Source organism: Olivibacter sp. 47 (genome assembly GCF_030372825.1).
Lineage (GTDB): Bacteria > Bacteroidota > Bacteroidia > Sphingobacteriales > Sphingobacteriaceae > Olivibacter > Olivibacter oleidegradans.
This window is the reverse complement of record NZ_JAUCNR010000001.1, coordinates 4,332,218-4,358,918: the sequence shown is the minus strand read 5'-3', so window position 1 is coordinate 4,358,918 and position 26,701 is coordinate 4,332,218. Positions and strand designations below refer to the sequence as shown.

The 26,701-nt window shown below is 41.5% G+C and carries 27 protein-coding genes; 13 read left to right on the top strand and 14 right to left on the bottom strand.

The genetic code is table 11. The annotated features are described in order from the left end of the window. Positions 1–8 precede the first annotated feature (8 nt). Positions 9–1,589 carry a SusD/RagB family nutrient-binding outer membrane lipoprotein gene (locus tag QT327_RS19100; RefSeq protein WP_289553729.1) on the top strand — a complete coding sequence of 527 codons (1,581 nt, stop codon included), beginning with the start codon at positions 9–11 and terminating at the stop codon, positions 1,587–1,589. 55 nt (positions 1,590–1,644) lie between these two features. Here QT327_RS19100 and QT327_RS19095 read toward each other — a convergent pair whose 3' ends face one another. The 7 genes from QT327_RS19095 to QT327_RS19065 all read right to left on the bottom strand — a co-directional run bounded on the left by QT327_RS19095 (position 1,645) and on the right by QT327_RS19065 (position 6,035). Next, a complete protein-coding gene (locus QT327_RS19095) occupies positions 1,645–1,860 on the bottom strand; it encodes a hypothetical protein (protein ID WP_289553728.1) in 216 nt (71 codons plus the stop codon). Between the two features lie 44 nt (positions 1,861–1,904). Beyond that, on the bottom strand, positions 1,905–2,126 hold the full coding sequence (locus tag QT327_RS19090) for a hypothetical protein (RefSeq protein ID WP_289553727.1): 222 nt from the start codon (positions 2,124–2,126) through the stop codon (positions 1,905–1,907). A 171-nt stretch (positions 2,127–2,297) separates the two neighbouring features. After that, entirely contained in the window at positions 2,298–2,741 is a 444-nt protein-coding gene (locus QT327_RS19085; protein WP_289553726.1) for a DUF5675 family protein, read from the bottom strand. A 261-nt stretch (positions 2,742–3,002) separates the two neighbouring features. Next, positions 3,003–3,623 (bottom strand): DUF6266 family protein, encoded by a 621-nt coding sequence (locus QT327_RS19080; protein ID WP_289553725.1) that lies wholly within the window; start codon positions 3,621–3,623, stop codon positions 3,003–3,005. Positions 3,624–3,672: 49 nt separating this feature from the next. Continuing rightward, positions 3,673–4,314 carry a DUF6266 family protein gene (locus QT327_RS19075; protein ID WP_289553724.1) on the bottom strand — a complete coding sequence of 214 codons (642 nt, stop codon included), beginning with the start codon at positions 4,312–4,314 and terminating at the stop codon, positions 3,673–3,675. 382 nt (positions 4,315–4,696) lie between these two features. After that, a complete protein-coding gene (locus QT327_RS19070; RefSeq protein WP_289553723.1) occupies positions 4,697–4,987 on the bottom strand; it encodes a helix-turn-helix domain-containing protein in 291 nt (96 codons plus the stop codon). Positions 4,988–5,165: 178 nt separating this feature from the next. Beyond that, a complete protein-coding gene (locus QT327_RS19065) occupies positions 5,166–6,035 on the bottom strand; it encodes a LytTR family transcriptional regulator DNA-binding domain-containing protein (protein WP_289553722.1) in 870 nt (289 codons plus the stop codon). A 208-nt stretch (positions 6,036–6,243) separates the two neighbouring features. Between QT327_RS19065 and QT327_RS19060 the strand changes: the two genes are divergently transcribed. From QT327_RS19060 to QT327_RS19050, 3 genes are all read left to right on the top strand, one after another. Further along, on the top strand, positions 6,244–6,633 hold the full coding sequence (locus tag QT327_RS19060) for a hypothetical protein (RefSeq protein WP_289553721.1): 390 nt from the start codon (positions 6,244–6,246) through the stop codon (positions 6,631–6,633). Positions 6,634–6,738: 105 nt separating this feature from the next. Further along, positions 6,739–7,755, top strand: coding sequence for a helix-turn-helix transcriptional regulator (locus tag QT327_RS19055; RefSeq protein WP_289553720.1), 1,017 nt, complete (start codon positions 6,739–6,741; stop codon positions 7,753–7,755). 337 nt (positions 7,756–8,092) lie between these two features. After that, a complete protein-coding gene (locus QT327_RS19050) occupies positions 8,093–8,443 on the top strand; it encodes a hypothetical protein (protein ID WP_289553719.1) in 351 nt (116 codons plus the stop codon). 41 nt (positions 8,444–8,484) lie between these two features. Here QT327_RS19050 and QT327_RS19045 read toward each other — a convergent pair whose 3' ends face one another. The 3 genes from QT327_RS19045 to QT327_RS19035 are packed head-to-tail and all read right to left on the bottom strand — an operon-like array spanning position 8,485 to position 14,984. After that, positions 8,485–9,912, bottom strand: coding sequence for a TlpA family protein disulfide reductase (locus tag QT327_RS19045; RefSeq protein ID WP_289553718.1), 1,428 nt, complete (start codon positions 9,910–9,912; stop codon positions 8,485–8,487). Positions 9,913–9,936: 24 nt separating this feature from the next. Next, positions 9,937–11,319, bottom strand: a complete 1,383-nt coding sequence (locus tag QT327_RS19040; protein WP_289553717.1) for a RagB/SusD family nutrient uptake outer membrane protein — start codon at positions 11,317–11,319, stop codon at positions 9,937–9,939. A 23-nt stretch (positions 11,320–11,342) separates the two neighbouring features. After that, the gene (locus QT327_RS19035; protein WP_289553716.1) at positions 11,343–14,984 is read right to left on the bottom strand and encodes a SusC/RagA family TonB-linked outer membrane protein; all 3,642 of its coding nucleotides are present in this window, start codon (positions 14,982–14,984) and stop codon (positions 11,343–11,345) included. 878 nt (positions 14,985–15,862) lie between these two features. Here QT327_RS19035 and QT327_RS19030 point away from each other — a divergent pair. From QT327_RS19030 to QT327_RS19020, 3 genes are all read left to right on the top strand, one after another. Further along, positions 15,863–16,135 carry a thermonuclease family protein gene (locus QT327_RS19030; RefSeq protein WP_289553715.1) on the top strand — a complete coding sequence of 91 codons (273 nt, stop codon included), beginning with the start codon at positions 15,863–15,865 and terminating at the stop codon, positions 16,133–16,135. 146 nt (positions 16,136–16,281) lie between these two features. Continuing rightward, positions 16,282–18,735, top strand: coding sequence for an AAA family ATPase (locus QT327_RS19025; RefSeq protein WP_289553714.1), 2,454 nt, complete (start codon positions 16,282–16,284; stop codon positions 18,733–18,735). Positions 18,736–18,890: 155 nt separating this feature from the next. Continuing rightward, complete coding sequence (locus QT327_RS19020; RefSeq protein WP_289553713.1) at positions 18,891–19,640, top strand: sce7726 family protein; 750 nt, start codon at positions 18,891–18,893, stop codon at positions 19,638–19,640. On the opposite strand, the gene QT327_RS19015 is transcribed toward QT327_RS19020, so the two are convergent. Further along, entirely contained in the window at positions 19,637–20,704 is a 1,068-nt protein-coding gene (locus QT327_RS19015) for a beta family protein (RefSeq protein WP_289553712.1), read from the bottom strand. The genes QT327_RS19020 and QT327_RS19015 overlap by 4 nt on opposite strands. A gap of 10 nt (positions 20,705–20,714) precedes the next feature. Next, a complete protein-coding gene (locus QT327_RS19010; RefSeq protein WP_289553711.1) occupies positions 20,715–21,569 on the bottom strand; it encodes a hypothetical protein in 855 nt (284 codons plus the stop codon). A gap of 304 nt (positions 21,570–21,873) precedes the next feature. Between QT327_RS19010 and QT327_RS19005 the strand changes: the two genes are divergently transcribed. From QT327_RS19005 to QT327_RS18995, 3 genes are read left to right on the top strand one after another with little or no spacing between them, the layout of a single operon-like run. Further along, positions 21,874–22,071 (top strand): hypothetical protein, encoded by a 198-nt coding sequence (locus QT327_RS19005; protein WP_130855487.1) that lies wholly within the window; start codon positions 21,874–21,876, stop codon positions 22,069–22,071. After that, the gene (locus QT327_RS19000) at positions 22,068–22,877 is read left to right on the top strand and encodes a hypothetical protein (RefSeq protein ID WP_289553708.1); all 810 of its coding nucleotides are present in this window, start codon (positions 22,068–22,070) and stop codon (positions 22,875–22,877) included. Before QT327_RS19005 ends, QT327_RS19000 begins: the two co-directional genes overlap by 4 nt. Positions 22,878–22,885: 8 nt before the next feature. Then, the gene (locus QT327_RS18995; protein ID WP_289553707.1) at positions 22,886–23,059 is read left to right on the top strand and encodes a hypothetical protein; all 174 of its coding nucleotides are present in this window, start codon (positions 22,886–22,888) and stop codon (positions 23,057–23,059) included. Between the two features lie 75 nt (positions 23,060–23,134). Here QT327_RS18995 and QT327_RS18990 read toward each other — a convergent pair whose 3' ends face one another. Continuing rightward, positions 23,135–23,551, bottom strand: coding sequence for a hypothetical protein (locus QT327_RS18990; protein ID WP_130855485.1), 417 nt, complete (start codon positions 23,549–23,551; stop codon positions 23,135–23,137). A gap of 866 nt (positions 23,552–24,417) precedes the next feature. Next, positions 24,418–25,014 carry an exodeoxyribonuclease III gene (locus QT327_RS18985; protein ID WP_289553706.1) on the bottom strand — a complete coding sequence of 199 codons (597 nt, stop codon included), beginning with the start codon at positions 25,012–25,014 and terminating at the stop codon, positions 24,418–24,420. Between the two features lie 7 nt (positions 25,015–25,021). Between QT327_RS18985 and QT327_RS18980 the strand changes: the two genes are divergently transcribed. The 3 genes from QT327_RS18980 (at position 25,022) to QT327_RS18970 (ending at position 26,688) form a co-directional block, all read left to right on the top strand. Further along, entirely contained in the window at positions 25,022–25,282 is a 261-nt protein-coding gene (locus tag QT327_RS18980; protein WP_289553705.1) for a Crp/Fnr family transcriptional regulator, read from the top strand. Positions 25,283–25,360: 78 nt separating this feature from the next. Beyond that, the gene (locus QT327_RS18975) at positions 25,361–26,230 is read left to right on the top strand and encodes a pirin family protein (protein ID WP_013665882.1); all 870 of its coding nucleotides are present in this window, start codon (positions 25,361–25,363) and stop codon (positions 26,228–26,230) included. Between the two features lie 158 nt (positions 26,231–26,388). After that, positions 26,389–26,688, top strand: a complete 300-nt coding sequence (locus QT327_RS18970) for a GNAT family N-acetyltransferase (RefSeq protein ID WP_130857130.1) — start codon at positions 26,389–26,391, stop codon at positions 26,686–26,688. The last annotated feature ends 13 nt before the right edge of the window (positions 26,689–26,701 follow it).

Here is a 26,701-nt window from a genome sequence, read left to right as displayed (position 1 = left end):
ACGATGATATGAAGAAGTATATAATCCATAAATTATATGTAACGGTGCTAGCCTGTTTTTTTGCTGCGGGCTGTACCAGCGATTTTGACGAAATCAATACCGATCCCACGGCTTCGCCGGGCAGCGGATTTAATCCGAATTACCTGCTGACAACCGCGCAGCTGGCCTATACCGGCAGTAATGATTTCGCTTATGACACCTGGCGGGCTAACCTCATTTACTCGGCCACCATGATGCAGGGAATGGCAACAGTTGTTTCTTACTGGGCCGGCGATAAGTACCAGAATAATCCCGGTTATACCTCGGCCTACTGGGAAAGAGCCTACGATGAGCAGATCAAACGGATTGTGGACATTGTTGAATTCACCCGGGATAAACCCGAATACAATAATATTCATCAGGTGGGTAGAATCTGGCGAGCCATGGCCTTTCAACGGATTTCGGATCTGTATGGGGATATACCCTATACCGAAGCAGGAGGTGCTTATTACACCGGAATACTTTACCCAAAATTTGATAGTCAACAGAGCATCTATACGGATATCCTAAAAGAAGTTGACGAAGCGATTAATGCGCTCAATCCATCAGGCGATGCGGTAACCGGCGATGTAGTTTTCAATGGCGATCTGGCTAAATGGAGACGTTTCGGTTATTCGCTGATGTTGCGTATGGCCATGCGTCTGACCAAGGTGGATGAAACGCTGGCCCGCAGCTATGTAGAGCGGGCAATCGGCAATACAATGGAAGGGAACGGAGACAATGCTTTTCTGTTGCATGATGAAAGTGGAGGCAGGGCTACCCAAAATAGAAATAGCCAGGTGCTATTGGGCGATGGTGGGCAGGAAAACTATTATGTAAAGTGGTCGGATACCTTTATTGATTTTCTCCGACAGCATGAAGATCCCCGTTTGGACAAAATTGCCGTAAACAACATTTATATGTCGGAGGGGTCTAAAGAACAGGACCCCGGATACATAGTGGGCGGAGCGTCCCAAAAGGGTATGCCGAACGGCAAGGACCTCAGCAATAACCCCTTGTATCGGATCAACGACGATCCCAGCTATACCGGCTTTCCTGATTATTCATCGCCACATCCGCAAATGATTACGCGCAATGCGCCTACTTTCATCTTTACGTATGCAGAATCGGAATTTTTGCTGGCTGAAGCGGCCGTTCGATGGGGCCTGGGCAATGCTGCCGAACATTACAAAAATGGTTTAAAGGCGTCGCTAACCTTTTTGTCGCAATGGGGCAATGCGTTGGCGATTTCCGATGGCGACGCGGAGATGTATGCTTCAGCGCACCCCTTGAATATGGCCAACGCCCTGAACGATATTGGCATTCAATATTGGGCCAACGCTTGTACCAGTTTTAATTTTTATGAAGCATGGTTCAATTGGCGCAGAACGGGCGTTCCTGCCTTAACGCCCGTCAATTACATCAATAACGCAACCAACGCTACGATCCCGAGACGATTCCCTTACCCCATCGCAGAGGAGAATACGAATCCCGAAAACTATCGTGCCGCTTCAGGTGCCGTTATCGGAGGTGATTTATTAACCGGAAGAGTATGGTGGGATAGCGAATAAGGAGTAATTACTATAAAAAGCGCCCGGCATTTGAAATCACCGGGCGCTTTCATTGTTAAGGCTTGTCTTCCTTTGCCACCGTTGAGATGGCCGAGGCTACAATACCCGCCGTTGCGAGGTAACCAGCGATGGTAACTACCGTTGCCGGTAACGTAATAGGAGCTGTTAGTAAAGCCCCTCCTATTGCACCCAAGGTTAAACCGATGGTTCTTATTTTTTTAAAGAACTTTGGTGTGGGGGATTTGATTCTTTCTGTTATTTCGGTTTTCATTTTTTTCGTTATTTGTTATTGGTTATTAGTTATTAGTTATTGGCTTACGGCCTACGGCCATTCTCCAAAAACTCCATCCGCTGTCGAAGTAAATTATAATTCGCTTTTAAATCCGCTTTCAAGAGCTGTATGCTTGCTTTCATTAAAGCTACATCCTGCTCCATTTTCCGGAAGTGTCCATGTAATTGCTTTAAGAAATAGGCTATGATTGATAATAAAATACTGATGATCGTACCTAATAAGGTTATTAATTCTAATGATTTCATTGTTATTTAGCTTTTAGGGGTTAGAAATTAGGTATAAGCTATCGGCTTTCGGATGTCAGCTATCGGCAATCAATAAGATGTAAGCTTTAAGGCATAAGTTCGCACTGTTGCCATAGCTACTATAAGGCCGTAAGCGATTAGCTTTATGTAGCCAAAACATTATCATATTGGCTAATGATCACATTGGCTAATGATCAAACTACTCCCCGCGGCAGCACATTCAGCTAATAAAGGATACACCCTCTTATACGCATCCGCCGAATGCAGTACCCGATAATCGCCGTTAATGAGCTGATAATAGCTTCCGGTTAATGGGCAACCACGGGTATCGGTGTGATAATTTCCGATGTGAAAGAACACCAGACTGAAATTGGGAATACCTCTGATTTCCACCATTCCTTTATGCATGGAACTGTATCGGCTCTGATATTTCGCGTTCATACCCGCAAGCTTATTCAAACCGAGTTGATAGGTTCCGGCCGGGATGGCCGTTTTTCCCGGGATTTTTTCATCCCGTATTTTATCTTCCAATATATAGCACTGGAAGAGATTATTGATGTATAATTGGCCGAGGGTCGTATGGATGCCTTCGGCGATTCTTATTAATTTAATCATGTTATTTAGTTTTTAGCTGTTAGGAATTAGGCGTTAGCTCTCAGCCATCAGCAGTCAGCTTTCGGCTTTTTTCAGCATTCATAATTCCTGCCTACCAGCAGGCAGGCGTCACCTGCTTCCAGCTTTCGGCCATCAGCAGTCAGCTATCGGCAGGTTAGCTTCATTATCAAATTGGCTCATCAGCTAATTGACTAACGCCCTACTTAACCACTCAACTACTTAACTACTCGACGACTCAACTACTGAACGACTCAACGACTACTATACCAAAAACGCTCCTACATACTTGCTTTCCGAATAGATTTTACTTAGACGATCGGACAGGTAATAATACAAATGGAATGTACCCTCTAAAATAACGTCCTGTAATGCTACCTCCAATTCCTTATCGCTTAATGGATGCCCTTCGCTCAATTGCACAAGTTCCTGCTCCACATTATAAGCCAGCAGGAATAGCTGCTGATGATTGGAAACCCGAAAATCGTTCGCCCATTGCAGCTTTAGGCGACCGTCCACTAGTTGAATTGTCTCAAGGTGCAGATCGCCTGGCCCGCCTCTGCTTACTTTCACCCTAGCAGGATCCACATAAGGACCTGCTTCCGAGTCGACCAAGGCTTCCCGTAGCACTTGTTGTACGGCTCTGTTCATCCCTGTCATCCGATCATTGTAAGGTCGACACGTGTTATAAATAATCGATTTTAACGGAACCAGGAATCTCATAACCGCTTTCATGCGAGCTACCTGCTTCGCCCTTAGCTCGCTGATCGGTTTATTGTTGTTCGCTTTCTTCTTTACCGACCGTACGCACTGTACGCCATTGCGGACATAGAACAATTGATCTCCTACGCGGCCATATAAACGGCCACCTTTCATAATTGCCATAACAAAGAGAATTAGGCGGGCGACAAATTGCCGCCCGCAAGGTTAAAAATTAAAGAAAGTTAACTGAGCCAACGTAAGTAGTACGTGAAACCTTCTTGCCATCCAAGCTGGTAAAGAACATCCATACATGCCCTACGTCACCCGTTTCCATATCCTCCAGCGAAGCCGTCGCTACACCTGATTGGCGGTTGGCCGGCGCATCCGGCGTAAAGAAAAGGTCCTGGTTTACATTATAAACCAACACATAAGCAACATCATCAGCTTTACCGTTAAATTCATACTCGTTGGCATTCCAACTCACGGTCAGCATATCGGCCGTCACCTCGGCTGTCACGCCACGCGGGCGAAATAGGCCCCCATCACTCAACTGGATCGCCGGATAATTGAGCTCGACGGGCGCTGTAAGCGTGACGGCACCCATATCCATGTTATGCTTCACCGCATAGCTAAAGGCCGTTGCCAGCTTCAGATTGCGCCCGGCAAAGCCCTTATCCAACAGCTCTTTGAGCGGTGCGATAAACTTCACCAGCGTGGAAAAGCGATCACGCTGTAAACGCTGCAACTCCGTTGCCGGAATTTTGGACTTTTTCCCTAGTCCGCGAAGGTAATTGATACCCCGCCAGCTACTGCCGATAACGCTACCAACCTTGCCCGAAAAGGTACCATTGGCACCATTGATAAATTTTGCCATGTTTTTACATTTTAATTAAACATTCATTCATCAGCGCTCAGTACCGGTACGCCTTGCTGACAGGACAAAAGTAGAAGACCCCGAAGGGTCAAACAATAGCCAAAGAGCCTCATTCCCATCAGGTTCCCTTTAAAAGAAAAAGAGGGAACGCAAATTCCCATTACGTTCCCTCTTTTAATAATAAAATGATCAGCAATGTAATGATTCGATAAGTCTTCTGGCAATCCGGTTCGCTAAGTCGTCCTTCTTAAACGAATCAATTAGGGATCATCGGGGACTTTAATCCGACCGCAGTCCCCGAAAACTCCTACGTGATACATTTTTGATAGCCTGCATATCCTATTCCAAACGAACGCAGTACGAAGCTGGTACGAGCGTTGGGCTAGCGATCTTTACGCCTTCCCCAGTACCGCTCAAAGCAGCGATCCAGATCCGATTGGCGATAGAGCGGCACCTTTCGGTCTTTTGTAACGGCTGATAGGAGTTTCCTATTACGCCAATTGGTGATCGTTTTAGGATGTACCAGTAAATAATCGGCGGCTTGCTTTCGATTAAAAAGGTGCTCTTCTTCCGAGGCCTCGGATAAGGCTTTATGTTTTTCTTCTATATAAGTTTTAATAATGGAAAGTATGACTTCCAACAAGTCTTTAATAGATTTAAGATAATGTTTCATAATGTGGTGCTTGGCTGCTCATCAGATAAGCTCGGCAATAAATCGTCAACCCTACACCACTTTGATTACGATCATATACCTCCGACAAAGCGCGTTCAACAATAATTAACCAATAAAAATATTAAAATAATAAGCCGTATGGTACGTATTAAGGTGAACTGAACAAAATGAACAGTCGTTAAGCTTTTTCCAGTTTAACATATTGACTGAAAACCTCACGATAATGTCTTCCAACCTGCAAATATCGATTTCCGCTCTTTTCGCCATGCTGGTGCGCTTTGCGGATTAAGTTTTGTATATCATTGCTCATAATAACGGTATGATCGCTTGTATAATCAACAATATGATTTATGGCTACTAAGGTCCAACGATTGATCTGTATAAAAGCATCCCGCGGTAAGTAGGCCTGCAAATCGGTCAGCTTCATGTCGAGACTATGCTGTTCGCCATTTAATAAATAGAGAATTCCTCCTATTTCCAACTTTACAAAGGCTACGAAAAGCTGTATTGGTACTTCTAAACGTATTCCATCCATCTGAATGATGAGCTGATCTTCCTTTGTAGGCTTTGCCTCTTCCCGAGTAATGCGCAACTTTTTATCCGATGTAGCAAAATACCAAGCAAAGTAAAAAAGATTTAAAAAAGGAATCATCCACCTCACTTCAATAAACTCCCGTTCCATATACCCGCTTGCCTCAAAATCGCCCGTAAAGCAATAAAAGAAAAACCGCACCGCGGCGTATACGAAAGTGATAGGCATTACAACGCCCAAAAAGAATTGAAGTTCCAATCTTTTAAACCAATTATCTTCCCATGGAAGTGTTCGATCCAATAGGCCCGTGATACGATGCACATAAGTAAGCACTCCATAAGCCACGGCTACACTGAAGACCAAGCCTATCCAATAATTTGCCTGCGTTATGATTACCCAAACCGATTTCGTTTGATGATTTATTAAAATGAAATGGCCAACCGGGAAAGCGACGATGATGCGGATATAACGTAAAAAATAATGCCTTAACCGCCATAAATTCGGTTTAAGTCCCATAATTAATAAGCCTTTAATTATTGTAACAGTTAATGAAATCTAGGTAAGGGAATTCAGAGCCCTTCTTTAAAACGATGCATTTCGCCTGAAAAAGGTTGCATTTCGCTTTTTTTGCTTTTACCCCCCTTTACATGCCTCGGTGAGACGCATAGTTTTGAAAACGAATAAACAAAATTATCTTTTTATATCAAACTTAAATTTACACATTATGGAAAAAGTACCATTCAATTCATTAGGAGTTAGCACCTTGATCAGCAATCTTTATGCTTTATCAGACGAAGCATTAAACGACGAAATGATTGATTTTGAAAGTAACCCAAATGAGTGGTTGACCACACATTTCGATCTCACTGAAAGCCAGGCATCCTATTTGGCACAGATGGACGACATTTTTTTAACCTCCATGGCCTTAGAAGTGAGCGACCATCTCAGTGATAGAGAGCCCGTTGCCTTACTGAAAGAAGATCGACCAAAAGATGGTGATGACCGAGGGAAATTGCTTCAATTTTCTTACACTAACAAGGACATTTATTCCTTAGCGGGTGGACGCCAGTTTACAAAAACATTGCTCATACAAATTAGCTATCCGAGCCATTAGCAATGCTTAAGTAATTACCCTACACCATTAGAACAAGATATTACCCAGGTTGCCTTCGGTTTAAGCTCTCGGTGGCAGCCGGGTAATATGCCAACAGACCAAAACATGATTAAACCGGTTTACATTGGTTTACCAACCGATAATACAGATCACCTGCTCTACAGCGAACGGGTACCCGCAGCCGCCTTGTACCATTTGGCACTAGCGGAGGCAAACTATTGGCAAAGCGATCGCTTTTCGGTGCTCGAGCAGTATTACGATGCACCCGACGCTTTTATCTGTTTGGCCGATATACATGCGGATGAACCCGTAGAAGTGCCGATAAGTTGTACGCTATCCGACCTGTACTGGCTTTACCAATTAAACGGGGATTACCGTATTCACCTTGCGGACGAAACACGGCAAATCGTCTTGAAAACAGAGGAAACCAGCTACACGCAGATTTACGTGCCCCAAGGCCAATACATTACCCGCTTTGATAAAGGAAAGCACCAGCTGTTTTATTTTGTTATCAAACCGAATTGGCTTCAACGGCAGGGACGACGGGCCATGGAAGGTTTCAACCACCTACTCGATAGCCAGCGAGCCCAACGGCAAGAAGCGCAGCACAACCAGTTTTGCCCGCTTTATGATAAAGTATACAAGTTGCTTCTTAGCCTTTTCACATTACCCAAAGTCAAACGCTTCCATTATGATATTCTCATTTATGAGCATTGCTTTAGCCTATTAGATTTGAGTCAGGAAGATCTTAAAAGAAATAGGACATCGACATCCAAAGACAATGACCTGCTCACGCATATCAGAAATTATATAACCGAGCAGATACCAAAAGGAAACCTTGTTTCGGTGGCGGATATAGCCGCATTTTTTAAAGTGAACTACCGGAGTCTGCGACGTCAACATTATCAAACTTATGGTTATAGTTTAGGAGAATTCATCCAACACAAGCGGATGGAACAGGCAGCCGATTTCCTGATCAATACCGATATGCCCATTAAAGAAATTGCTTATTTTCTTGGCTATACTGTAAATACCTCCTTCGACCAACGGTTTAAGCGATATTATGGTGTTTCTCCTACCGCATATCGTCTGAGTAACCTTAAACCACGTTCCGCAAAATGACCAAAAGATACAATATCAACTGCCACAAAACGCTAACTCCGCGGTACGCATACCTATTAATTTTGCTTTCGAGAAACAATACTATTCATCATAAACCATCATGATTTATTCAAACCACATAGGGGTGAAAAAATCTGATAGCTTCATCACCTTTATAAAACAATTTATTACTATGAAAAACCACCTAAGTATCCACAAGAAAAAATTCGCGGTATTTCGGCGTTGGCCGGTATCTCCTCTAATATTTCAGATCTTGTTTGCAGCAAACGGACTGAAAGGTTTGGCTGACCTGAAGATGCCTATTTTAACATACAGTTAATAACCAAAAAGAAAATTCATGAAAAATAAATTTCGCCTGTGGCTACGCGCCATGGCAACAACAGGATTGGTCCTTGGACTTTTCGCGCTTGCGAAAGCAGTTATAAAAGACAGTAAGGCACCGGAAGAGCAAAAGACAGAAACCACTTTAGTAACAGACCCCGGTGTATGGATATTACAGGAAGATGGACAATACCAAAGGCACAATATGCTGCCGCCCGGAAACTGTGGAGAGGATGCTGAAACACCTTGTTATGTACAAAAAAACACAACATCCTCAATCCCGGAGAGCTTTAGTGCCAGCGAGCTTGATAACTATGAGTTTGATTCATCAAGTAGCTCAAGCGGTCCTTACATTACAACACCGTAGCGCGTTTCTCGTTCCCCTTAATCTGCCTTAAGGGGAACGATTTATAAATGTGATTCTATCAATTGGATCAAAGCCCGCGTCTGGCTTTCATCGTTCGGTCTCGGCGGATTACTTGAAATCAGATTGCCCGACTTATCAATTAACAACATCGATGGAAATGAAGTAAAGTTATAGTGTTTTAGGAGTGGATGATCATACCCCATACCGCTTGTAAACACATTTATATCGTGGTTTGATGTATAGATCCCCTGATCGATACCTTTTTCCCATCGATCCGCACTTTTATCTACATTCACGGCAATAAAACAGACCCTGCTATCGTCTTTGAACCTTGATATGATGGGCTCCATTTGTCCTTTAAGGATGCTGCAGCCTCCACAGCCGTTGAACCAGAAATGCATCACCAACAGCTTACCTTTCAAATCACTCAAACGGACCGGCCTTCCGTTCAATCCCGTTAAGGTAAAATCATAAGCCTCTTCGCCACTGGCCGTTGCTTTCTTATATCGTTTAAGTATCAATACGGCCTTCGGGTTGGATAAGGCAGGCATTATTTTATCCGCCATATCTTCTGCCAATAAATACTGATAATCGAGAAAGCAGGTCAGCAATACCCTATCCAGCAGTTCACCACGGTATTCAGCTTTAAGCGTCTCAAATAACGCAGTGGTGAAATTTCCGTCTTTCGGTGTCATTCCCTTTTTTACAAATAAGCATAACCTAGTGAGCTGGAAGATGGCACGAGATTGCATAAACGCATGCTTTGCTATCACAGCGGTGGTATCCGGAACATATACTTTTTTGACATGATAAACCGCTTCGTATACCCTTTCAGCATCCTCCCCTTTCTCCGCAAAGAATTTAGCACCTATACAGAAATCAAAGGCGATTTTGGCATAACCATTTGCTTCAATAATACGCAAAGCGCCGGCAGAAAGTCTTTCCCGATAAGGCATTAATATTCTTTTTACTTCAGCATTTTGGGTTTCGAACCTGCTGCTCAGCCTTGCAATACCAAAGGCATCTTGGCGGCTATTACCATTTTTATCCAAAGGCCTATTATATATTTCATATTGGCATCTCAATAAGTCCCCATCCTTACCGCTGAAGGCAAGGCCCGAAGTATCAATCAGCAAGTCAACGATGCTCGATCTACCGATTAAATACGCATCTTTCAGTACCGGCTTTTTCCCATGCCGTAACCCCGCAAAGGAGATATAACAATAGGAGCTTTCCGTTTGGATTTCGAATTCAAAACTACCATCTACTACATCACTCGTGAATGCAAGTTTTGAAAACTTGCCGACTTCAAAGTTTTTCTCATATTCCTGTACTTCCAGCGTAATTGTGGATGCTTCCATGCCTAATAAGAAAGCAGGACTTAGCTTTCCCCTAACTGTAAAACCAAAGGAATCAGGGATACCGATGAGTGCCATTGCCAGGCACCAGCATATCTTTTTTAAACTCATTTCTATAGTAAGCGTTTGAAGTTATTATCGTCTATTTTGTTCGATCCCACTTAAGCTTATTTCATTATCGGGTATCGGGAAAACATAACGTGGATCATTCGGTTGTAAGGTATAAGTCTGCCCTTTGATTACCCTGCTCAATTGGATATTGCGTCCTTCCCTGTTCAATCTTTTTATATCCTGCCATCGCAGGCCACGCCAAACCAGTTCCTTCCTTCGCTCCGTTAATACATACGTTAAAAGCTCGTCTGCGTTATTAAAAACCGGCAAAGTGAAAGTCCCGCGGCGATACCTTTTCTGTAATAACTCATTCAGTAACTGCTCCGCCGACTCCACGTCTCGTAGACGTGCAGCGCATTCCGCTTTAATAAGCAATACTTCATCCCATGCCAGCCCCGTGAAGGCATAAAGTCCTCGGGTATATCCCCGCTTTATACTATAGTTTCCCAAACTATTGCGTTCAAAAAAAATAGGCAGGCGAAGATCATTGGAAGCATATAAGCTGACCAACAAGCTGTCCATACCAAAAGTGCCTTGATACCTATTGGTATACCCGGTAGTATAGGCATTAATCTGTTCACTGAAATAGATAACCTCGCTGCCGGTATCATGAAAAGGGTATTGAGAGGCAATATCAATGGTATTGTAATCGATCAGTTCATGATTTATCATCAGGCAGCTATCAGCGTAGCGTCCTGCAAGCAGATAATCCCCCATATCAAGGTATACCCTGGCATAAAGTGCAAAAACGGAGGCCAAAGAAGGCCTGTTCTTATAGATGGGAGATGTATCGTTGGTCAGCAAACCGCGAGCAACGGAAAGATCGGCCAATATTTGACGATACGACTCATCAACCGAAGCTCTGGGTTTAATTTCATCAATACCCGAGCTCAGCCTTAAAGGGATACCCAAATCCCTTGCTGCCGTTGAGGTATTATAAACCGGGGCAAAACTTCTTACCAGATCGTGAAAACTGTAGGCTCTTATGAAGAGAGCACTGCCTTTCAGGTTGTTTTCGGCTTCCCTGTCGGAATGATCAAAATCTTTTGCCTCCATTGCATCCAGCACACTGTTGGCATAGAAAACAGCTGTATATAAATTGTTCCAGCTCGGTTCCTCCTCCCCTTCATAAAGATCAGGTGCCCAAACATAGGCATTCCGTTGTGTTTGCCGGTTTAAACCATCAAAGGCTTTATCATCTACGATAAAGTATTCATCGGAAGATAGCTGGCTTAACGCGCCGGTTACATTGGTTACCTGTGCATTATCCAACAGATGCTGCAAGTCTTCCACGGTACTCAACGTTACAATGGACGAATTGGGCTTAAGCTCCAGGCGCTCTTTGCTGCAGGAGGAAAAAAACATCCATAGTACAATTGGGAGACATAACGTATGTATAACTTTCATTTGCTTAACGATTGAGTTGGATATTAAAAATCCGCTCTTATGGCGAGCGAAACAGTCTTCGGATTCGGATAACTGGCCGTTCCAACATCGGGGTCAATACCGATCTTATTGGCACGCCATAAAATGGCCAGATTGTTCAGGTAGCAGGAAATGTCTATCCGCTTGAAACCTAGATTGCCAACACGGCCATTGCCTAAACTATAAGCAATGCGTACATCCTGTAAGCGAATGTGATCAGCGGGCAGCACATGGATGTCTGCATACTGATAAAAGTTAGATCTCCGGCTATTTGCGGGATAGACCAATGCAGGCACATGGGTGTGCAGCTCGTCGCCCGGTTTCTGCCAGCGCTTATCATAATCAACGCTACTGCGGGACGTATAATTCGATCCGGTGAAAATGGCATTGTTCCGGAAAGAATAGTTCAGTTTGTACGTTATATTGAACGACAGACTAAAGCGTCTCCAATTGAAATTGTTCCGCAAGCTGCCATATATTACGGGGGAACGCGAGCCGCTATAGACAAGTTCCGAACTGTTGAGCGAATTCAATATGGCGGCATAATCAGTCGTTTTCTCTCCGTTCACATAACCGATCGGGTCACCACTGTCATTAAGGCCTTCGTACCGGAAACTGAAGATCGCCCCATAAGGATAGCCTTCCAAAGGATTCATATAATTTAGGGAGGCAATCTGGTAATTGTTACCCTGCGATACCTTGTAATCAGTCACCTTATTATGTGCCGTACTGAGCAGCAGGTTAGATGTCCACTCCAGATTCCCCTTTAAGTTCTTGGTGTTTAATATCAGATCAACACCTCTGGTATACATATCAGCAGAGTTGCCCTTAAAACGCTGTATTCCTGTTTGCGGGGCAATTGGACTGTTGCCGATCAGATCTGAGGCGTTCTTCATAAACACTTCAACCGATCCCGAAACCACATCTCTTTTCAGCCCAAAATCCAACGCCAGGTTAATGTTCTGTACCCGCTCCCATGACAGACCCGGATTCGGCGGATTCAATACCCGGGTATTATACGCATTCCACCAATTAAAAGGGGTCAGGTTTCCGGTAGCGGTCAGATAAGCGGAGGTGCTCTTATCTACATTTCCATTATAGCCGTAAGTTGCGCGGAACTTCAAGAGATTAAAAAAATCACCGCTAAAAAATTCTTCATTCGAGATCAGCCAGCTGAGGCCAACCGACCAAAGGGGTACCCCTTTCTGGTTCGATCTGACACCGAATATATTCGATTCATCCTTTCTCGCACTTGCAGACAGAATGTACCGTTGCCTGTATTGATAGGAGGCATTTGCGTATATGGAGACATAGCGATCATGAACAGAACTACCGAATGTTTCGGCCGGAATCTGTGCCGTAGCGGCGCGGTTATGGTAAAGCGGGTATCGTTCGGCAAAATTGATGGTAGGATTGGCATTTGTCTGATTCTCCCTGTTATAGCCATATAGCCTGTAGGCGTTCGTAAAACTATCATAATCCCTTATCTCGTATCCCAGGATTGCGTTAAGCCCGTGGTCATTAAACGTTCGGTTGATATTCAACTGGAAGCGCCAGTATTTTGATTCGTACTTATTGGTTCTTGTATCCAATATGGCGCCAAGCGGTATGGCATATCCAATATTTCCCGAAGCATCCGGCTGTGAATAGCTATTGATAAGGTTTCTGGTGAAAAAGGTGTTAAGCCCGTTTTCGGTTTCCGAATCATCGGTACCTTTTTGATAAAGATAAGCTGCGCTCAGTCGTACACCGTTTATTATATTATAACCCAGGCCGAGATTGAACCGATAGTCAGAAACATCGGTAAGCGTATTGGCGATGTTTTCATCAAGTGGTCTGTAAGCCCAATCGAGCAGTTGACCGTTCCCGACGGTATCTGTATAAGACCGCCGGAGTGTATTTGCATTCACTATAGGGAGTGCATTACCCGAGTTGTCAGCCAGACGGTCGTACGGATAGGCCGGAGAATAAGCTTGGTTTTTGTTTCGATCCACAGTTTTGGTAAGCAATAAACCCGTTTCCAACTCCAGCTTATTCCTGAAAAAATATTGGCTGTTCGAAAAGGATAAGGTATAGCGGTCGCGGGAATCTGTCGTACGGGATGCTCGGTTATTATCATAACCGCCGGAAAGATAATACCTCCCATGTTCGTTCCCTCCGGAAATACTTAACTGATATTGCTGGTTAACGGAAGCTCTGTAAAAGTATCTTTTCAGGTCATTCCGTACATCGGTCTGTTTAAACCCGCTTAGCCGATCTGCTGTTTCAGTATCGCCCAATAGCCCTTGACGGTTAAGGTAGAGTGCCTCCACTACCGGCGAAACACTTTGAAAATCATTGCGTAAGGCCGCATCAAAGTATCCGTTATTAAACAGGAACTCCTCTATTTCCACATAAGATCCGGATGCCATTTGCGGCTCGTAGAAAAGATTCGGCTTTTCAGCTACCGTTGTATTTGCATTAAAGCTGACGGCTCTCTTACTTCCTTTCGCTCCTTTTTTGGTGGTGATAACAATTACCCCGTTGCCCGCCCTAACGCCCCATATAGAAGCCGCCGCTGCATCCTTTAACACTGTAATACTCTCTATGTCGTTGGGATTGATATTCTCCAGTGCACCCTCATAAGGGAAATTGTCTACAACAATCAAAGGCAGATTATCCGAAAAGATGGTGCTTATACCGCGGATGTTTATATTCTGGTTGTTCCCCGCTCTCCGGTCAAAAACCAATCCGCTTGTCACCCCATCCAAGCGGTCGAGAATATTGGTTGACACCCTCCTGTTCAACAGCTCATTATCCACCTGCACAAAACTTCCCGTAGCTCGTTCTTTTGGTAAGGTTTGATAACCGGTACTAACCTGCACTTCTTCCAGTTGGGTGCCATCGCCCTGCAGTTTGATGATAAAAGGCCCTGCTTCCCTCCTGTTGAACGGCACACGTTCCGGTCGGTAACCGATGTAAGTGATAAGCAGTATGCCGGTAGTATCGGCCGTCAATATGCGGAAAGCTCCATCAGCACCGGTAAGTACACGGGTGCGGCTACCTTGTATAGCAATCGTTGCTCCTTCCAAAGGTTGGTTATTATTTCCGTCAAATACTTTTCCTGTAATTGGATACACGTCCTGCAAAGCCACGCCGTGGGCAGCCTCCGGGGAGGAGGACTGCCGGGCGTGTGCCAAACAAACACAGAACAAGATCTTTAGGGTTATAAGGTATATGGTGTAAGGTTTAAGGACGCTGAGGCCACTACCTCTTGCCATCTCGCCGTTGCGGAGCGCCGTCATTTCGACCTTGTGGAGAAATCTCCGAGCGTCATCATTTCTACCGCAACGAATAAATCTATATGCGAATTTCCAGTACTTTTTTATACAATTTTTAGCAGCAAAAAACCAACAAAAAGCACCTTGAATATTTCTTAAACCCTGTTTTCCTGTAACTCGCGAGTTACAGGTAGTTTTTTCATTTATTTTTTGTATACATCCAGTCGTACTGAGAGGCTCTACCCATTGCATCATCCCGTTGCAGAACGAGATAATGAATCTTCGACCACCCGACATCACTAGCGAACGCTCATGAGTGACGGCCGTACTACTTTTTAATTTAAATAGGACAAAAAGCTCCCTGATGTAGCTTGTAAAAAGCTTCATTTCTGTAATGATTTAGATTGTTCATGTAAATAATTTGATCTAAAAATCTACAGGCAGGGCGCCATCTGCAAGAGATTGGAAAACATTACTCCTCCAATCTATTCAGGTGCACTAAAGATGTTTCTTAAACAGAATTTCTTGTTAGGTTTAGCTATCATAACTCGTTCTATTAACGAGCCTCTTGCGGAACTGGTGGGCGGTATCCCCTATCTTCCGCCGTTATCGAGGTACTGCAAGACCCTGACGCGGCTTCCAATAGGGGCACCTTTCCCGTGTATTTTTGCGAATTTACGAAAAATTCGGTCAAGGAAATCCCCTATGGCCTCGCGTCATTCAAAATTTGCAGTTTTCGATAACAAGGCTCATGCAGTTTGGCATAAAGCCAAACCTTATATATTTTATAACTCGATTTATATTTATCGAATTTTATAATACAAATGTAGATAATTCTGCGCCATTTACAAAATAATTATCTACATTTTTTTTGCCTTCGTATTTTTAAAGTGTAACGGAGGGAAAATTGGCAAAAGAAACAATTACCAAACTTGGTTTATATCTATCAAGAAAACCACTAAGCCAGGCTAAACTAGCTAGGATGACTGGTATATCAAGGATAGAATAAGTCGGTTACACGTAGATCTAACAACTAAGCCGACAATTGATGAGGTGTATCTAATTTCTCTTGCTTTGGAAGTGAACCTGAACGAAATTGCAGCTTTTCTCTGTAAAGACTTAAAACTACGACCTAAGTCAGAATGGGATGTTACCCCGAGTAAGAAAACGAAATAGGCCGTATCTAAACCTTTTCCATTATGCGAAATTTTTATTTGACATTTTTATTGCTGTTCATCTCTATAATTTCTCTTTGCCAAACTCTAGTGAAAGGGAAAGTCATAAGAGTAGCTGACGGTGACACAATAACTATCTTAGATTCAGATAACACACAGGTAAGGATTCGCTTGTATGGTATAGATTGCCCGGAAAGTCATCAAGATTTTGGTACCGTGGCTAAAAAGTTTACTGCAGATCATTGCTTTCAAAAGGTGGTGACGGTGGAGGTTAAAGACATAGACAGGTATGGTAGAACTGTTGGCATTGTTCTTTTACCCGATGGAAACAACCTAAATAAAGAGCTGTTAAGGCCGGCTTAGCTTGGCACTACAAACACTTCGATAATTCATCCGTCAGAGATTAATCCATCTTTATCAGATTGACAAAATTATACCGATTTTAGGCATTGCTTCAAAAGATTAGTTAAATTTGAAAAATGTTTTAATGTTATCAGACCTAACCAGCTATGAGTATCCTAAAATTTATCGAAATTAAGAAGTTGAGTATCTTCGATAATTTCTCGTGGAATTGCAGTGAAGATTTTAGAAAGTACAATTTGATTTTCGGATTTAATGGTAGCGGAAAGTCCACTCTGTCCAATCTTTTCAACTTGATTGCTAAAAACCAGAACTTCCCGTCCGAAAAGAAACAAGATTTATTTGACGATTTAAAATGCTCTGATGATGCTAAAGTTAAATTCCTCTGCACCGACAAGGAAACATTACTCTATCCCCTTACCGGAGACGGTCACAACAATAATAAGAGTATTTACGTTTTCAATTCCAATTTTGTTGCCGACCATGTTTTTGACGGAAGGAAAGGAAAAATTCAGAAATTCAATGTGGCAGAAACGGTATTGGAAGATCCTGAAATCGTGGAATTAAACGAAATCATCGAGAAAAAAGAATTAGACAAAGGCAAGAGTGAATCAGAGCAAGAGGAATATAAAAACAGTTTTGAAGCCATCAAGCAGCAATTTAACAAAAAATTTAGGGAAACATTCCCAAGTGGCAATCTCAGAAATCCAAATTTCCCTGATGTACAAAGCATTCCTACGGAAAATAAATCTGATTTAGAGTTAGCTATCAGGCAAAAAATATCTGAATATCAAATCAGTAAAGACCAGGCAGCCCTTATCGCGGATATAGAAAAGTTAGGAAATGTTTCATTCAGTCAAATTTCATTGGATTTTCCGTCTTTGAAAACCCTACTTAATACTACCGCCAGAGAAAAAGCTGTAACCACTTTAAAAAGCAAAATTGAAACTTTTCAAGCCAAAGTCAACGAGGAAGATATAAGTAAGATAGAGCCTTGGTACAGATTCGGAAAATTACTTTTAGAGAAATCAAATCAGACCGACGAAACAACTTGCCCTCTATGTAATTCTAATCTCAATAACACCATTATTGATTTAATAAAGGAATTTGGGGAATACTTTGATAGCAGCTATGAAGAATTTAAGCAAAACATAGCCGATCATACGCGTCAACTGGCCACCGCTCAAATTTTTTGTACAGCTAACAAGGATTCAAAAACCACCTTGCAACAGGAAGCCACAAAGTACCATGCCATGCTGGAGAACAAGATGCCTGACATCCGGATAGACGGATTAACTTCCCAGATAAAGACGCTAACAGATCTCGTTGATGACAAAGGAAATAATTCTTCAAAGATTATAGATTTTGAGTTAACCAACATCCAATCGGCAATTGAAAATTATAACGAGGATATTAAAAAATTGAATGATTTCAAGGACGAATTGATTTCAACCCTTCAAGCCCGGAGAAAAAGCCCCGAAACACTAGAAACTGACATCAGACGCCTCTATTCAAAACTAATAATCTTGGAATTGAACGGTCACGAAGACAAAAATAACGTAAAAAAATACCACGAACTAAGCTCGCAAATCGCAACATACAACAATGAACTAATTCAACATTCGACTGCGAAGATGCAGAGACTCCGCGCTTTAAAGTTGGAGGCAAAAAAAGTAGGGGAATATTTGGAGAAACTCGGCATCAATCATTTCACCATCGACCTTAATGAAGAGGACGATAATGAGAACATTTTAATTAAGTATAATAATTCGGAAAAAATACGGAAGCGACTACGCAATACTTTGAGCGATGGCGAGAAAACAGCTTTGGCCTTTGCGTATTTCCTGAGCAAGGTCACGACGGAAGTTAAAGATAAAGGCAATACTATCATCGTTATTGACGATCCAATTTCAAGCCTCGATGACAATCGCTTATATCAAACAGCCTATTTGATACACAAGGAGTTTAAAGATTATAGGCAACTGTTTATCCTAAGCCACAATTTGTTGTTTATGAAGTTTCTGAATCCAAATTTCCGAGTAAAAACTTCAAAATCCTGTTACCTTATAAATAGGGGGTGTATAAGCGACTTACCCAAGTCATTACAAAATTTCCAAAGCCCCTATTTTTATATGTTGGAAAGTCTTCTCGAATTTTCAAGTGATGAAACACCGAATTATGAAGAAGCAAGAAAATACTTGCCGAATTATATCCGTCGAATATTAGAAACATTTTTTAGTTTCAAATATGCTCAATTGACAACGAAATCCAACGCTAATCAATCTGCTGGCCTGGAATACTTCATTTCAGATATAATAGACTTTGAAACGTTGCCTGATACTTCAGTAGGAAAAATATCAAAAGATAATATACAAGACAAACTCTCAAACATAAATAAGTTATGTGATGGGTTTTCTCACGGAAACACACAACATTTGGATGAAAGTAACTTCATTACTGATGACGCATTGAGGAATATCGCATTGGAAACAATAGATATTATTGAATATTTTGATGGCTTTCATTCCACAAACTTAAAGAAACTTATCTCTAAGCAGACAGAAGATGATAATGTCGAAGTTGCCATAACCGCAGCAGGATAAATAACCACGGCATCAAAACAACCTGTTTGGGAGCTGTGTTCAATTTTGTCCAGAATCGCGTCGACGATCGTATCCTCTCGTCTCCTGTCACATTATCCTGATCATAACCAAGACCGAAAGGCTGAAACCTCCAAAAACTTCCTATATTTGCAACAATGGGCAAAGTAGATTATACTGCACTGGCAAAATCTTATAACACCCTGCATTACCGTCAACAGTTACTGCAAATAGTAGAGACCTGTTACGGAAAATGTAAGACGGACGGTTTGTCTAAATACCAACTGCATCTTAAAATTAATAAAGCTCTTTTTTCAAACTATCATGGTGAAGAGTCTTTAAAATATAAGCTCGCCACTACGTTCAGGAAGAAGGGATACGTTGCTGCATTTGAAGTGCGTGCAAAAAACAGCCGAGCGGATTTTGTGGTAATTAACGGCGATTCGAAATGCTTTGAGGTAAAGTCGAAAATTGACACTTTGAGGCGCTTGGGGAAACAGAGTGATGATTATCATAGAATATTTGAATATAATACGGTAGTAATTGATGCCAAGCACCTGCGTGAAACGGAATGTTTAGTACCAGCGCATTACGGAATCTGGTATTTTGAAGGGAAAAAGCGTGTGGAATACCGGTCCGCCATTAAAAGTCCATATCTTAATCCTCTTGCCCAATTGGAAGTACTTACCAAGAAAGAACGGCTCAGCCTTTTTAAGACAGCTGTATACACAGAAATTATGGGCGAATATACTGCTCAAGAAATCAACGAGCGTTTAAAAATTGCCTTGAAAAAGCGTTATGAAGCTCGCTGGTCTTTTGTTTTGGCACACTGGAAGCACATATTGCCTATAGATTTGCAATTTTTTTTTAACACAAATGTGGATCCGCTATTGATCTACCAAGATTAAGAAGTCTTAAGCTCTCCCGCTTCAATTTTCACGCGAATGCAATGTAGATAATGTTCCATAGCAATACGTTTAAATTTTGCCTGGCTTTTTCCGGTTTCGCCCTCGTGCTGAATGCGGAGCAACGTTTGCCAGCCCCAATTTCGATCGTCTAAATACGGAAGTCCACTTGCTTGCATGCGCTTCGCAGCTTCGGAATTTATAACCGCTGGCACAATAGTATCCTTAAATTCGGAAAGCTCTTTTACACTACCCTTGAAGCCTACGAATTGATTATCTACGGCATCATAGAAAAGAAAACCCGGACTAATTGCTCCGCCGGAGGTTAAATCATCTTTTTTAATACCGGCATAATCGCCGAAGCATTGGCCAAGCAGGGGTTGTTTATAGGTATCTATTAAGCCGTTATCGATATCAAACACCACTTCGCCATGATCTAATCCAACGTTTTGTATATCGGTGTTTATAGCGCTGCGTAGTATAATCTTGGGGCAGGTACTAAAAGATCTCCATGCATTCATGATTTGTCTGACTGATGGACTAGGATATGGTGCAATATTGTCAAGATCGAGTATGATAAAATCTACTGCTGTGGCAAGCTGGTTGATAATTGGCCAATCTTCATTGAATTGATTGTACATTACTCTAAAAGCGATGGAGGGAAAGTTTGGACGCAGATGTGCCTCTTGCCATTGCAGGGTATCAATTTCCCCGGTCTTGTGTAAATAGGATGATATTACTGGGATCATCTTTGGGCTAGCTTCTCCCAATGATTGTAAGTATTTTGTACGACGTTCTTTACTGGCAATGACGGAACGACTGAATGCGATAACCTCATTTTTCATTGACGCCCGTTCTTTTAGGTATAAAGGTAAGTCAACAAACACTCGCTCTGATTGTATGGTCTCAATAAGGTCTAAGTAGATTTCGTGAAATGGAGATTGTTTATCAGAGTCTCTCTTTCGATCATACTCTTTGATGATTTCTAACATAGGGTACATGTGGCCATCAAACTTGAAGCTTCTTAATACGAGGTTTTCCTGTTGGCGTGCCCTAAATGTTGGCATGTATATGAGGTTAATTGCCATAATTTATCCGTTGTTTTTTTACAAATTCGAGAAAATCTTCGTCGCTCTCGGGGTCGAAGTTACTATCCTGAAAAGCAAGTTCGTTAACAAACTTGTCAATAAATATATTAAACTGCTCGGCAAGCCACTGGTACTTTTCGTATATACGCTCGTTTTGTCTATTCTCTTCTAAATGGTTACCAATTACTTGATTAAAATCAGTAAAAAAAAGTCTTTTATCCTCTACATAGTCACTTTGAAAGACCTGCAAAAAAATATTTAAATACTTCACGTCTTCGCCTTCGATCATAACATCAGCAAAGGGATAGTCATATTCCTTTTCGCCCAACAGATTATATGCTTGGAATTGATCGACAATATTTGTGGACAACACAATGCGAGGATATATCGCAATTTTCGATTCAAGCAGATACGCATTGGCTAATGGCACTCCTATTGCAATAGTTTCTTCATCAATAAAAAGTCCGTAATCCACTCCTCCCCTAAGAAAATATCCTTTCTTAGCAAAATCAAAATATAATTTGGTGATGACCAGTAACAGGTCTTGCAAATCATTCGGGGTGGTTTCTTGAATGGAAGTAATACAGATATTATCTGAAAACAGGTAGTATCTATATTTCTCTTTATCTAACTGCTGTATAGCATTTTTAAATGTTGCGATAAATTCGTTAGCTTTCTGAGAGGTGAACCTACCCGCCAATATGGGATCTTCATCTTCTTCCGATAAGCGCTTACGATTCTGATTAGCTTCCATATCAAATTCACGAAGAAATTGTTGAAATCCTAAAACATCTAAAAAGGCAACGGCTCGATTATGAAAAATATAAGGTACAATATCGTGCATAGATAATAGGCTTATTTGGGCTTTGATTGTCGGCCCAAATATAATCAATTTTCGCTACATGAAAAAAAGTTATTGCGTCTATTCTCATGTGAGATAAACCCATCGTCTGAAATTTATTTTGTGCTAATTTTAGAAATCTGAGTTCTAAAATCAGCACCAATGTAATATAAAACCGCTTAAGTTGCCCTAATGCAGTTCTAAAAGCATTGATTTACGTGTCCTTTGGAATATGAAAAATATTTCTTATAATTGGAGTGCCTTCACGACGATAAGTGGATAGCATCATAATTTAAATAGTGATGCTATGGACTTTCAAGAAATCATCAATATACTTGATAAATTACCGGATCAAAAGTTGCCATTTGTAGGCGGCTTATTTTTCATAGGTTGGCTCGTTAGGCGAATATATGGTTATATTATGCGAAATAAACCGATCGAATATTATGAAAAGTATGATCACTGCGGGCAAATTCGAGAAGTTAGGAAAAGGTATAGAAAATGAGCAATAATTCTGTCGAGTTAAAAAGACTAAATGCAAAACTAAGGATACTTCGTGGTATAATCAGAAGAAACAATCTCTCAGTGATGGAATTCGTTTATCACAATTATGTATTGCGCGTAAATGAAGAAGCTGTCAAAAATAACGAATATCTCATCTGTATGGTTTGTGGATCCCATCTTAACATAACAAGAGAGCATATTATACCACGGTGGTGCTTTCGAAAAGATACAAAAAAATATTTTGATATCACCGTAAACGGGCACACAGTAACGTACAATAAAGCAACGATTCCAACCTGCTCAACATGCAATGCTGAATTGCTCAATAGTTTGGAAAGGTATATACAAAAACTGTTTCACGAAGGATTTGAGAAAGACTTTGCTTTCAATATTTTCGAACTGCAACATATAATTCGCTGGCTTGAAACTATTGATTATAAATTTCAAATCATGAATATTTCCAAAAAATTTCTAAGTCCAAAAAATGGAAAACATATTCCATATCTAAGTGATTTTCCTTTATACTTGCTACTACCTAACAAAGGATATTCACCTGCAAAAATATTGTCTACAATTCGATACGCTCACAAACGCCTAGCGGTAAAGGATAAAGCAAACCACGTCAATTCCTTACTCATTTTCAAAACCTCAAACCAACATTTTCATTTCTTCCATACGATTGACGATTTTATATTTTTGGAAATACCACAATATAAAATCGCCCTATTTTATTTTTTCAAAGAGCAGTTCAAAGAAACTACCATAGCATACAAAAAGGCTATGGAGGTTATTAATAAGGTTTATTAGTCCATTTTTTGGAACAGAACAAGCAAAATTTCTCTGGTTCTTATGAAAGAGCCAAGACGATCTTTGAGAAATATAATAAGGATGGTTATAAAGGTATAAATAGCGTAGGCATTTCTTTTGAAATCGCTGCGTTGGTAAAAGGAATCGCTATACTAACAAATGCTGAGGAAAAGTTAAGGTGACGAAATCGCTAGTCTAACGTATAGGTAACGGGTCGGATATTTTTATAGAAATGGTTGACGTGGATATTTTGCGCTCTATCGAAGCCTAACAATTTTCTTCTTTTGCCCAGCAATAACGATCTTAATATAAACCCTACCTTTCTTGTTAAAAATTCTATCAACAGAATCATTATATTTATTGTGCTCATCAAATATTATATCGTAACTTTCGTAAGGAGCTATTACATAACGACTAGTTTGTCCTTCATCGTACCATGTCCATGCAGATTCTTTTTTAAAAAAGCATTTCCAGATAGAATGATAGATTTCAAAGTAAGTAATCGTTACTTTACGTGTAGAATTGTTGTAAATCGTTATTGTGTTTTCAGGGCCATAAAAACTATATACAGCATCAATGTAGATTTTACCTTCTCTAAAGGTTCGAATCAGAGAGATTATAGATATTACTACACCGGCAATTGCAATACAATTGTCTTTTATAAAGTCTTTCATGCTTTCTTTATAGTATTAATAGCTAGTACGAGCGTCATTAAATCATTATGATGTAAACCAGGTTGTCCTGCTCAAGATATCGCCTCGCAATATAACAGTGTCTTCTGACCTGCTGACTCCTCTTATTGTAGCGAGATTTATAGCATTTAAATTTTTATAAATATCGGTAAATCTGACGTTTTTTTGTCACAAATAAACGTCTGTTTTCTGGAACCACTTTCAGTTGTGGTGAAGGCTAACTAAGAACTAATATTGTTTATCCCAAAAACTTGTATTGTGAAATTGGCACTTTCACAATTGATTGGCGCCTTGTACCGCTTGTATTATTTATCATTGCAGGTGTAACCCACACAATAGGCATCGCATACTATTATAAATACGCAAAAGAAAGGGAAATCACACGATCCACGGGTATGCGTAAAACGGGAAATTATTTTTTATCAACTGCGGGCACAGTAGCATTCATTGGTTTTCTTATTATGTTTGACATATTCCGCTTTTATTAGCCAAATACGTGGTTGAACTCAGAAAAATCCCTACAGATTTTCTTATCCCTTTGCATAAAACGATTACCCCACGATAGCGTTCCAAAAAACGATCATAACGTACCTAAGCTTTTAAAGGCCCTCTTTCTCAGGCGCTGAAATTGTATTAAACCCAAATCTCTTTCGATGAAAAGACCGCCACTACAAACAGCATAATATAGCTCTCCCACTACGGCATCCAAAAGACAGTGATAAACGTGATGAATCGCTAGCTATAGGCCAGAAAGTGTCACTTGGCATTTCTTGTTGTTTCTATATATCGATACGTAAATTATTTAATTGTTCGAAATTCTTAACAGCGCAGAAGAAAATCTAACCGATTCACTTTTCTTTCAAGCGGATCCATACCGGCGCATGGTCACTGCTCTTTTCCCAGCCACGGACATGTCGGTCGATGCCGCCCTCGATCAACCGGGGTGCAATTTTGGGGCTTAGCAGGATATGATCCAACCGAAGGCCGGCATTCCGACCATAGGCATTCCGCAGGTAATCCCAAAAGGTATAGACTGCCTGATCGGGAAATAGCCTACGGACGGAATCCATCCATCCCTGTTTGAGCAGGGATTTAAATTCTTTTCTTGCCTCCATGCGGTACAGGGCGTTGTTTTCCCATTTTTGGGGTTTATAAACGTCCAGCTCTGTAGGAATGATGTTAAAATCACCGATCAGAATGGCGGGAATGTCCATCTTTATCAGCTGGGCAGCCCGCTTCTTAAAGCGTTTGATCCAGGCCATCTTATAGTCAAACTTAGGCCCTGGATAAGGGTTGCCGTTGGGCAGATACAAACAGGAGATAAGCGTGTCATCAATGATCGCCTCGAGGTACCGGCTATGGTTATCTTCCACGTTACCGGGAAGCACGCGGGTCACCTCTGTGATCTCTTCTTGGAAGAGACACAGGTAAGTGATTGTTACCAAAAATTTCATGGAGCATGCTACTGAAATTTGTCCCGAATTCGGAAAATATCATATTTATCTTCTGCACAATAGCATTCGTTATATGCAACGTCGCATCAACCAGCTTTTAGCTGCAACCGCCGAAGAAAGATACCTGGACTTTATACGGCTCTATCCCAAATTGACTTTGCGCATATCGCAAATCATGATTGCCTCCTACCTTGGCATCACACCCGAATCATTAAGCCGGGTACGCAAAGAGTTGGCCAGGCGTAATAGTCGTGTTTAAACCAAAGCGATCTTTCTTACCATAGGTCAATTTTTTCGCCTCAAGACACCTGTACCTTTGTAGAAAGGAAAAGAAATCATGAAAAAGCTAATTGAGAACATTGTGTCTAAGCCAACTAGACCCGGAATGGTGGGCGATGGTTTTAGGGTGTTTAATTATTTTCCGAAGGGTGTTATTACGCAAAGGCGAATGAGTCCTTTTTTGATGTTAGATTTTAATGCCGCTTATGATTTTGGCCCTTCCGATCATGTGCGCGGTGTTGACGTACATCCTCACAAAGGATTTGAGACGGTTACCATTGCTTACAAAGGTAGCGTAGCCCATTATGATAGTGCCGGTAATAGTGGCGTTATTAACCCGGGCGATGTGCAGTGGATGACTGCCGGAGACGGGATATTGCATAAAGAATTCCATGAAGAAGCATTTTCGAAAAAAGGAGGATTATTTGAAATGGTACAATTGTGGGTGAACCTTCCCCAAAAAGACAAATCCGCAACACCTCATTACCAAGCTCTTCTTGCCGAAAATATGGGTAAACTCGTGCTCGAAAACAATCAGGGCATTGTCAACGTCATTGCAGGTAGCGCACAGGGCGTGCATGGGCCGGCGTCGACCTACACACCGCTCAATCTTTTTGACATACGGTTGAACAGTGGAGGAACCTTTCACACCTCAACGCCCAGTTCACACAACACAGCTGTCTTATCCATAAATGGGGAGATCGAAGTAAATGGTCAAAAAGTGGCTGAACACGGCTTTGTATTATTTAAAAATGAGGGTGAAGAAATAAGTATACATGCGCCGGAAAAGAGCATCGCGCTTTTATTAAGCGGTGAGCCCATCCACGAACCGATTGCCAGCTATGGCCCCTTTGTTATGAATACAGACGCAGAAATCAGGCAGGCAATTACGGACTTTAATATGGGTAAATTCGGTTATCTTGAGTAAGGTTTTTCGCAATGCACCGCATTTGGCTACAGACAAGAGCACACTTTCAGTCACTTTTCTTAGTCTAGATTAACAGCCCTAGTGGAAATACGCCGTAATTTTGCGACTAAATAAACAAAAAATACAATAGAAAGTACTTAAACTAATAAAGGCAACTTATGGAACAGTTAAAAGTAGCACTAGCAAACAATCGGGGCCAAATCCAGCTCCTCGTCGATGACCAACAGGTAGGTGAAATGGAAATTTCCGTTCATAACGGACAACTGACGGTCTATCACACGGAGGTTAATCCCGCATATGAAGGCAAGGGTTATGCAAAATTGCTGTTAAGCAAGCTAGTCGAGTACGCCCGTGAGAACAATTTAAAAATTGTGCCTCTGTGCCCCTATGTGCACGGCCAATTTAAACGTTATCCTGAGCTTTATCAAGACATTTGGTATACACAGAAAAACGATTAACGCCTCTTGCTCA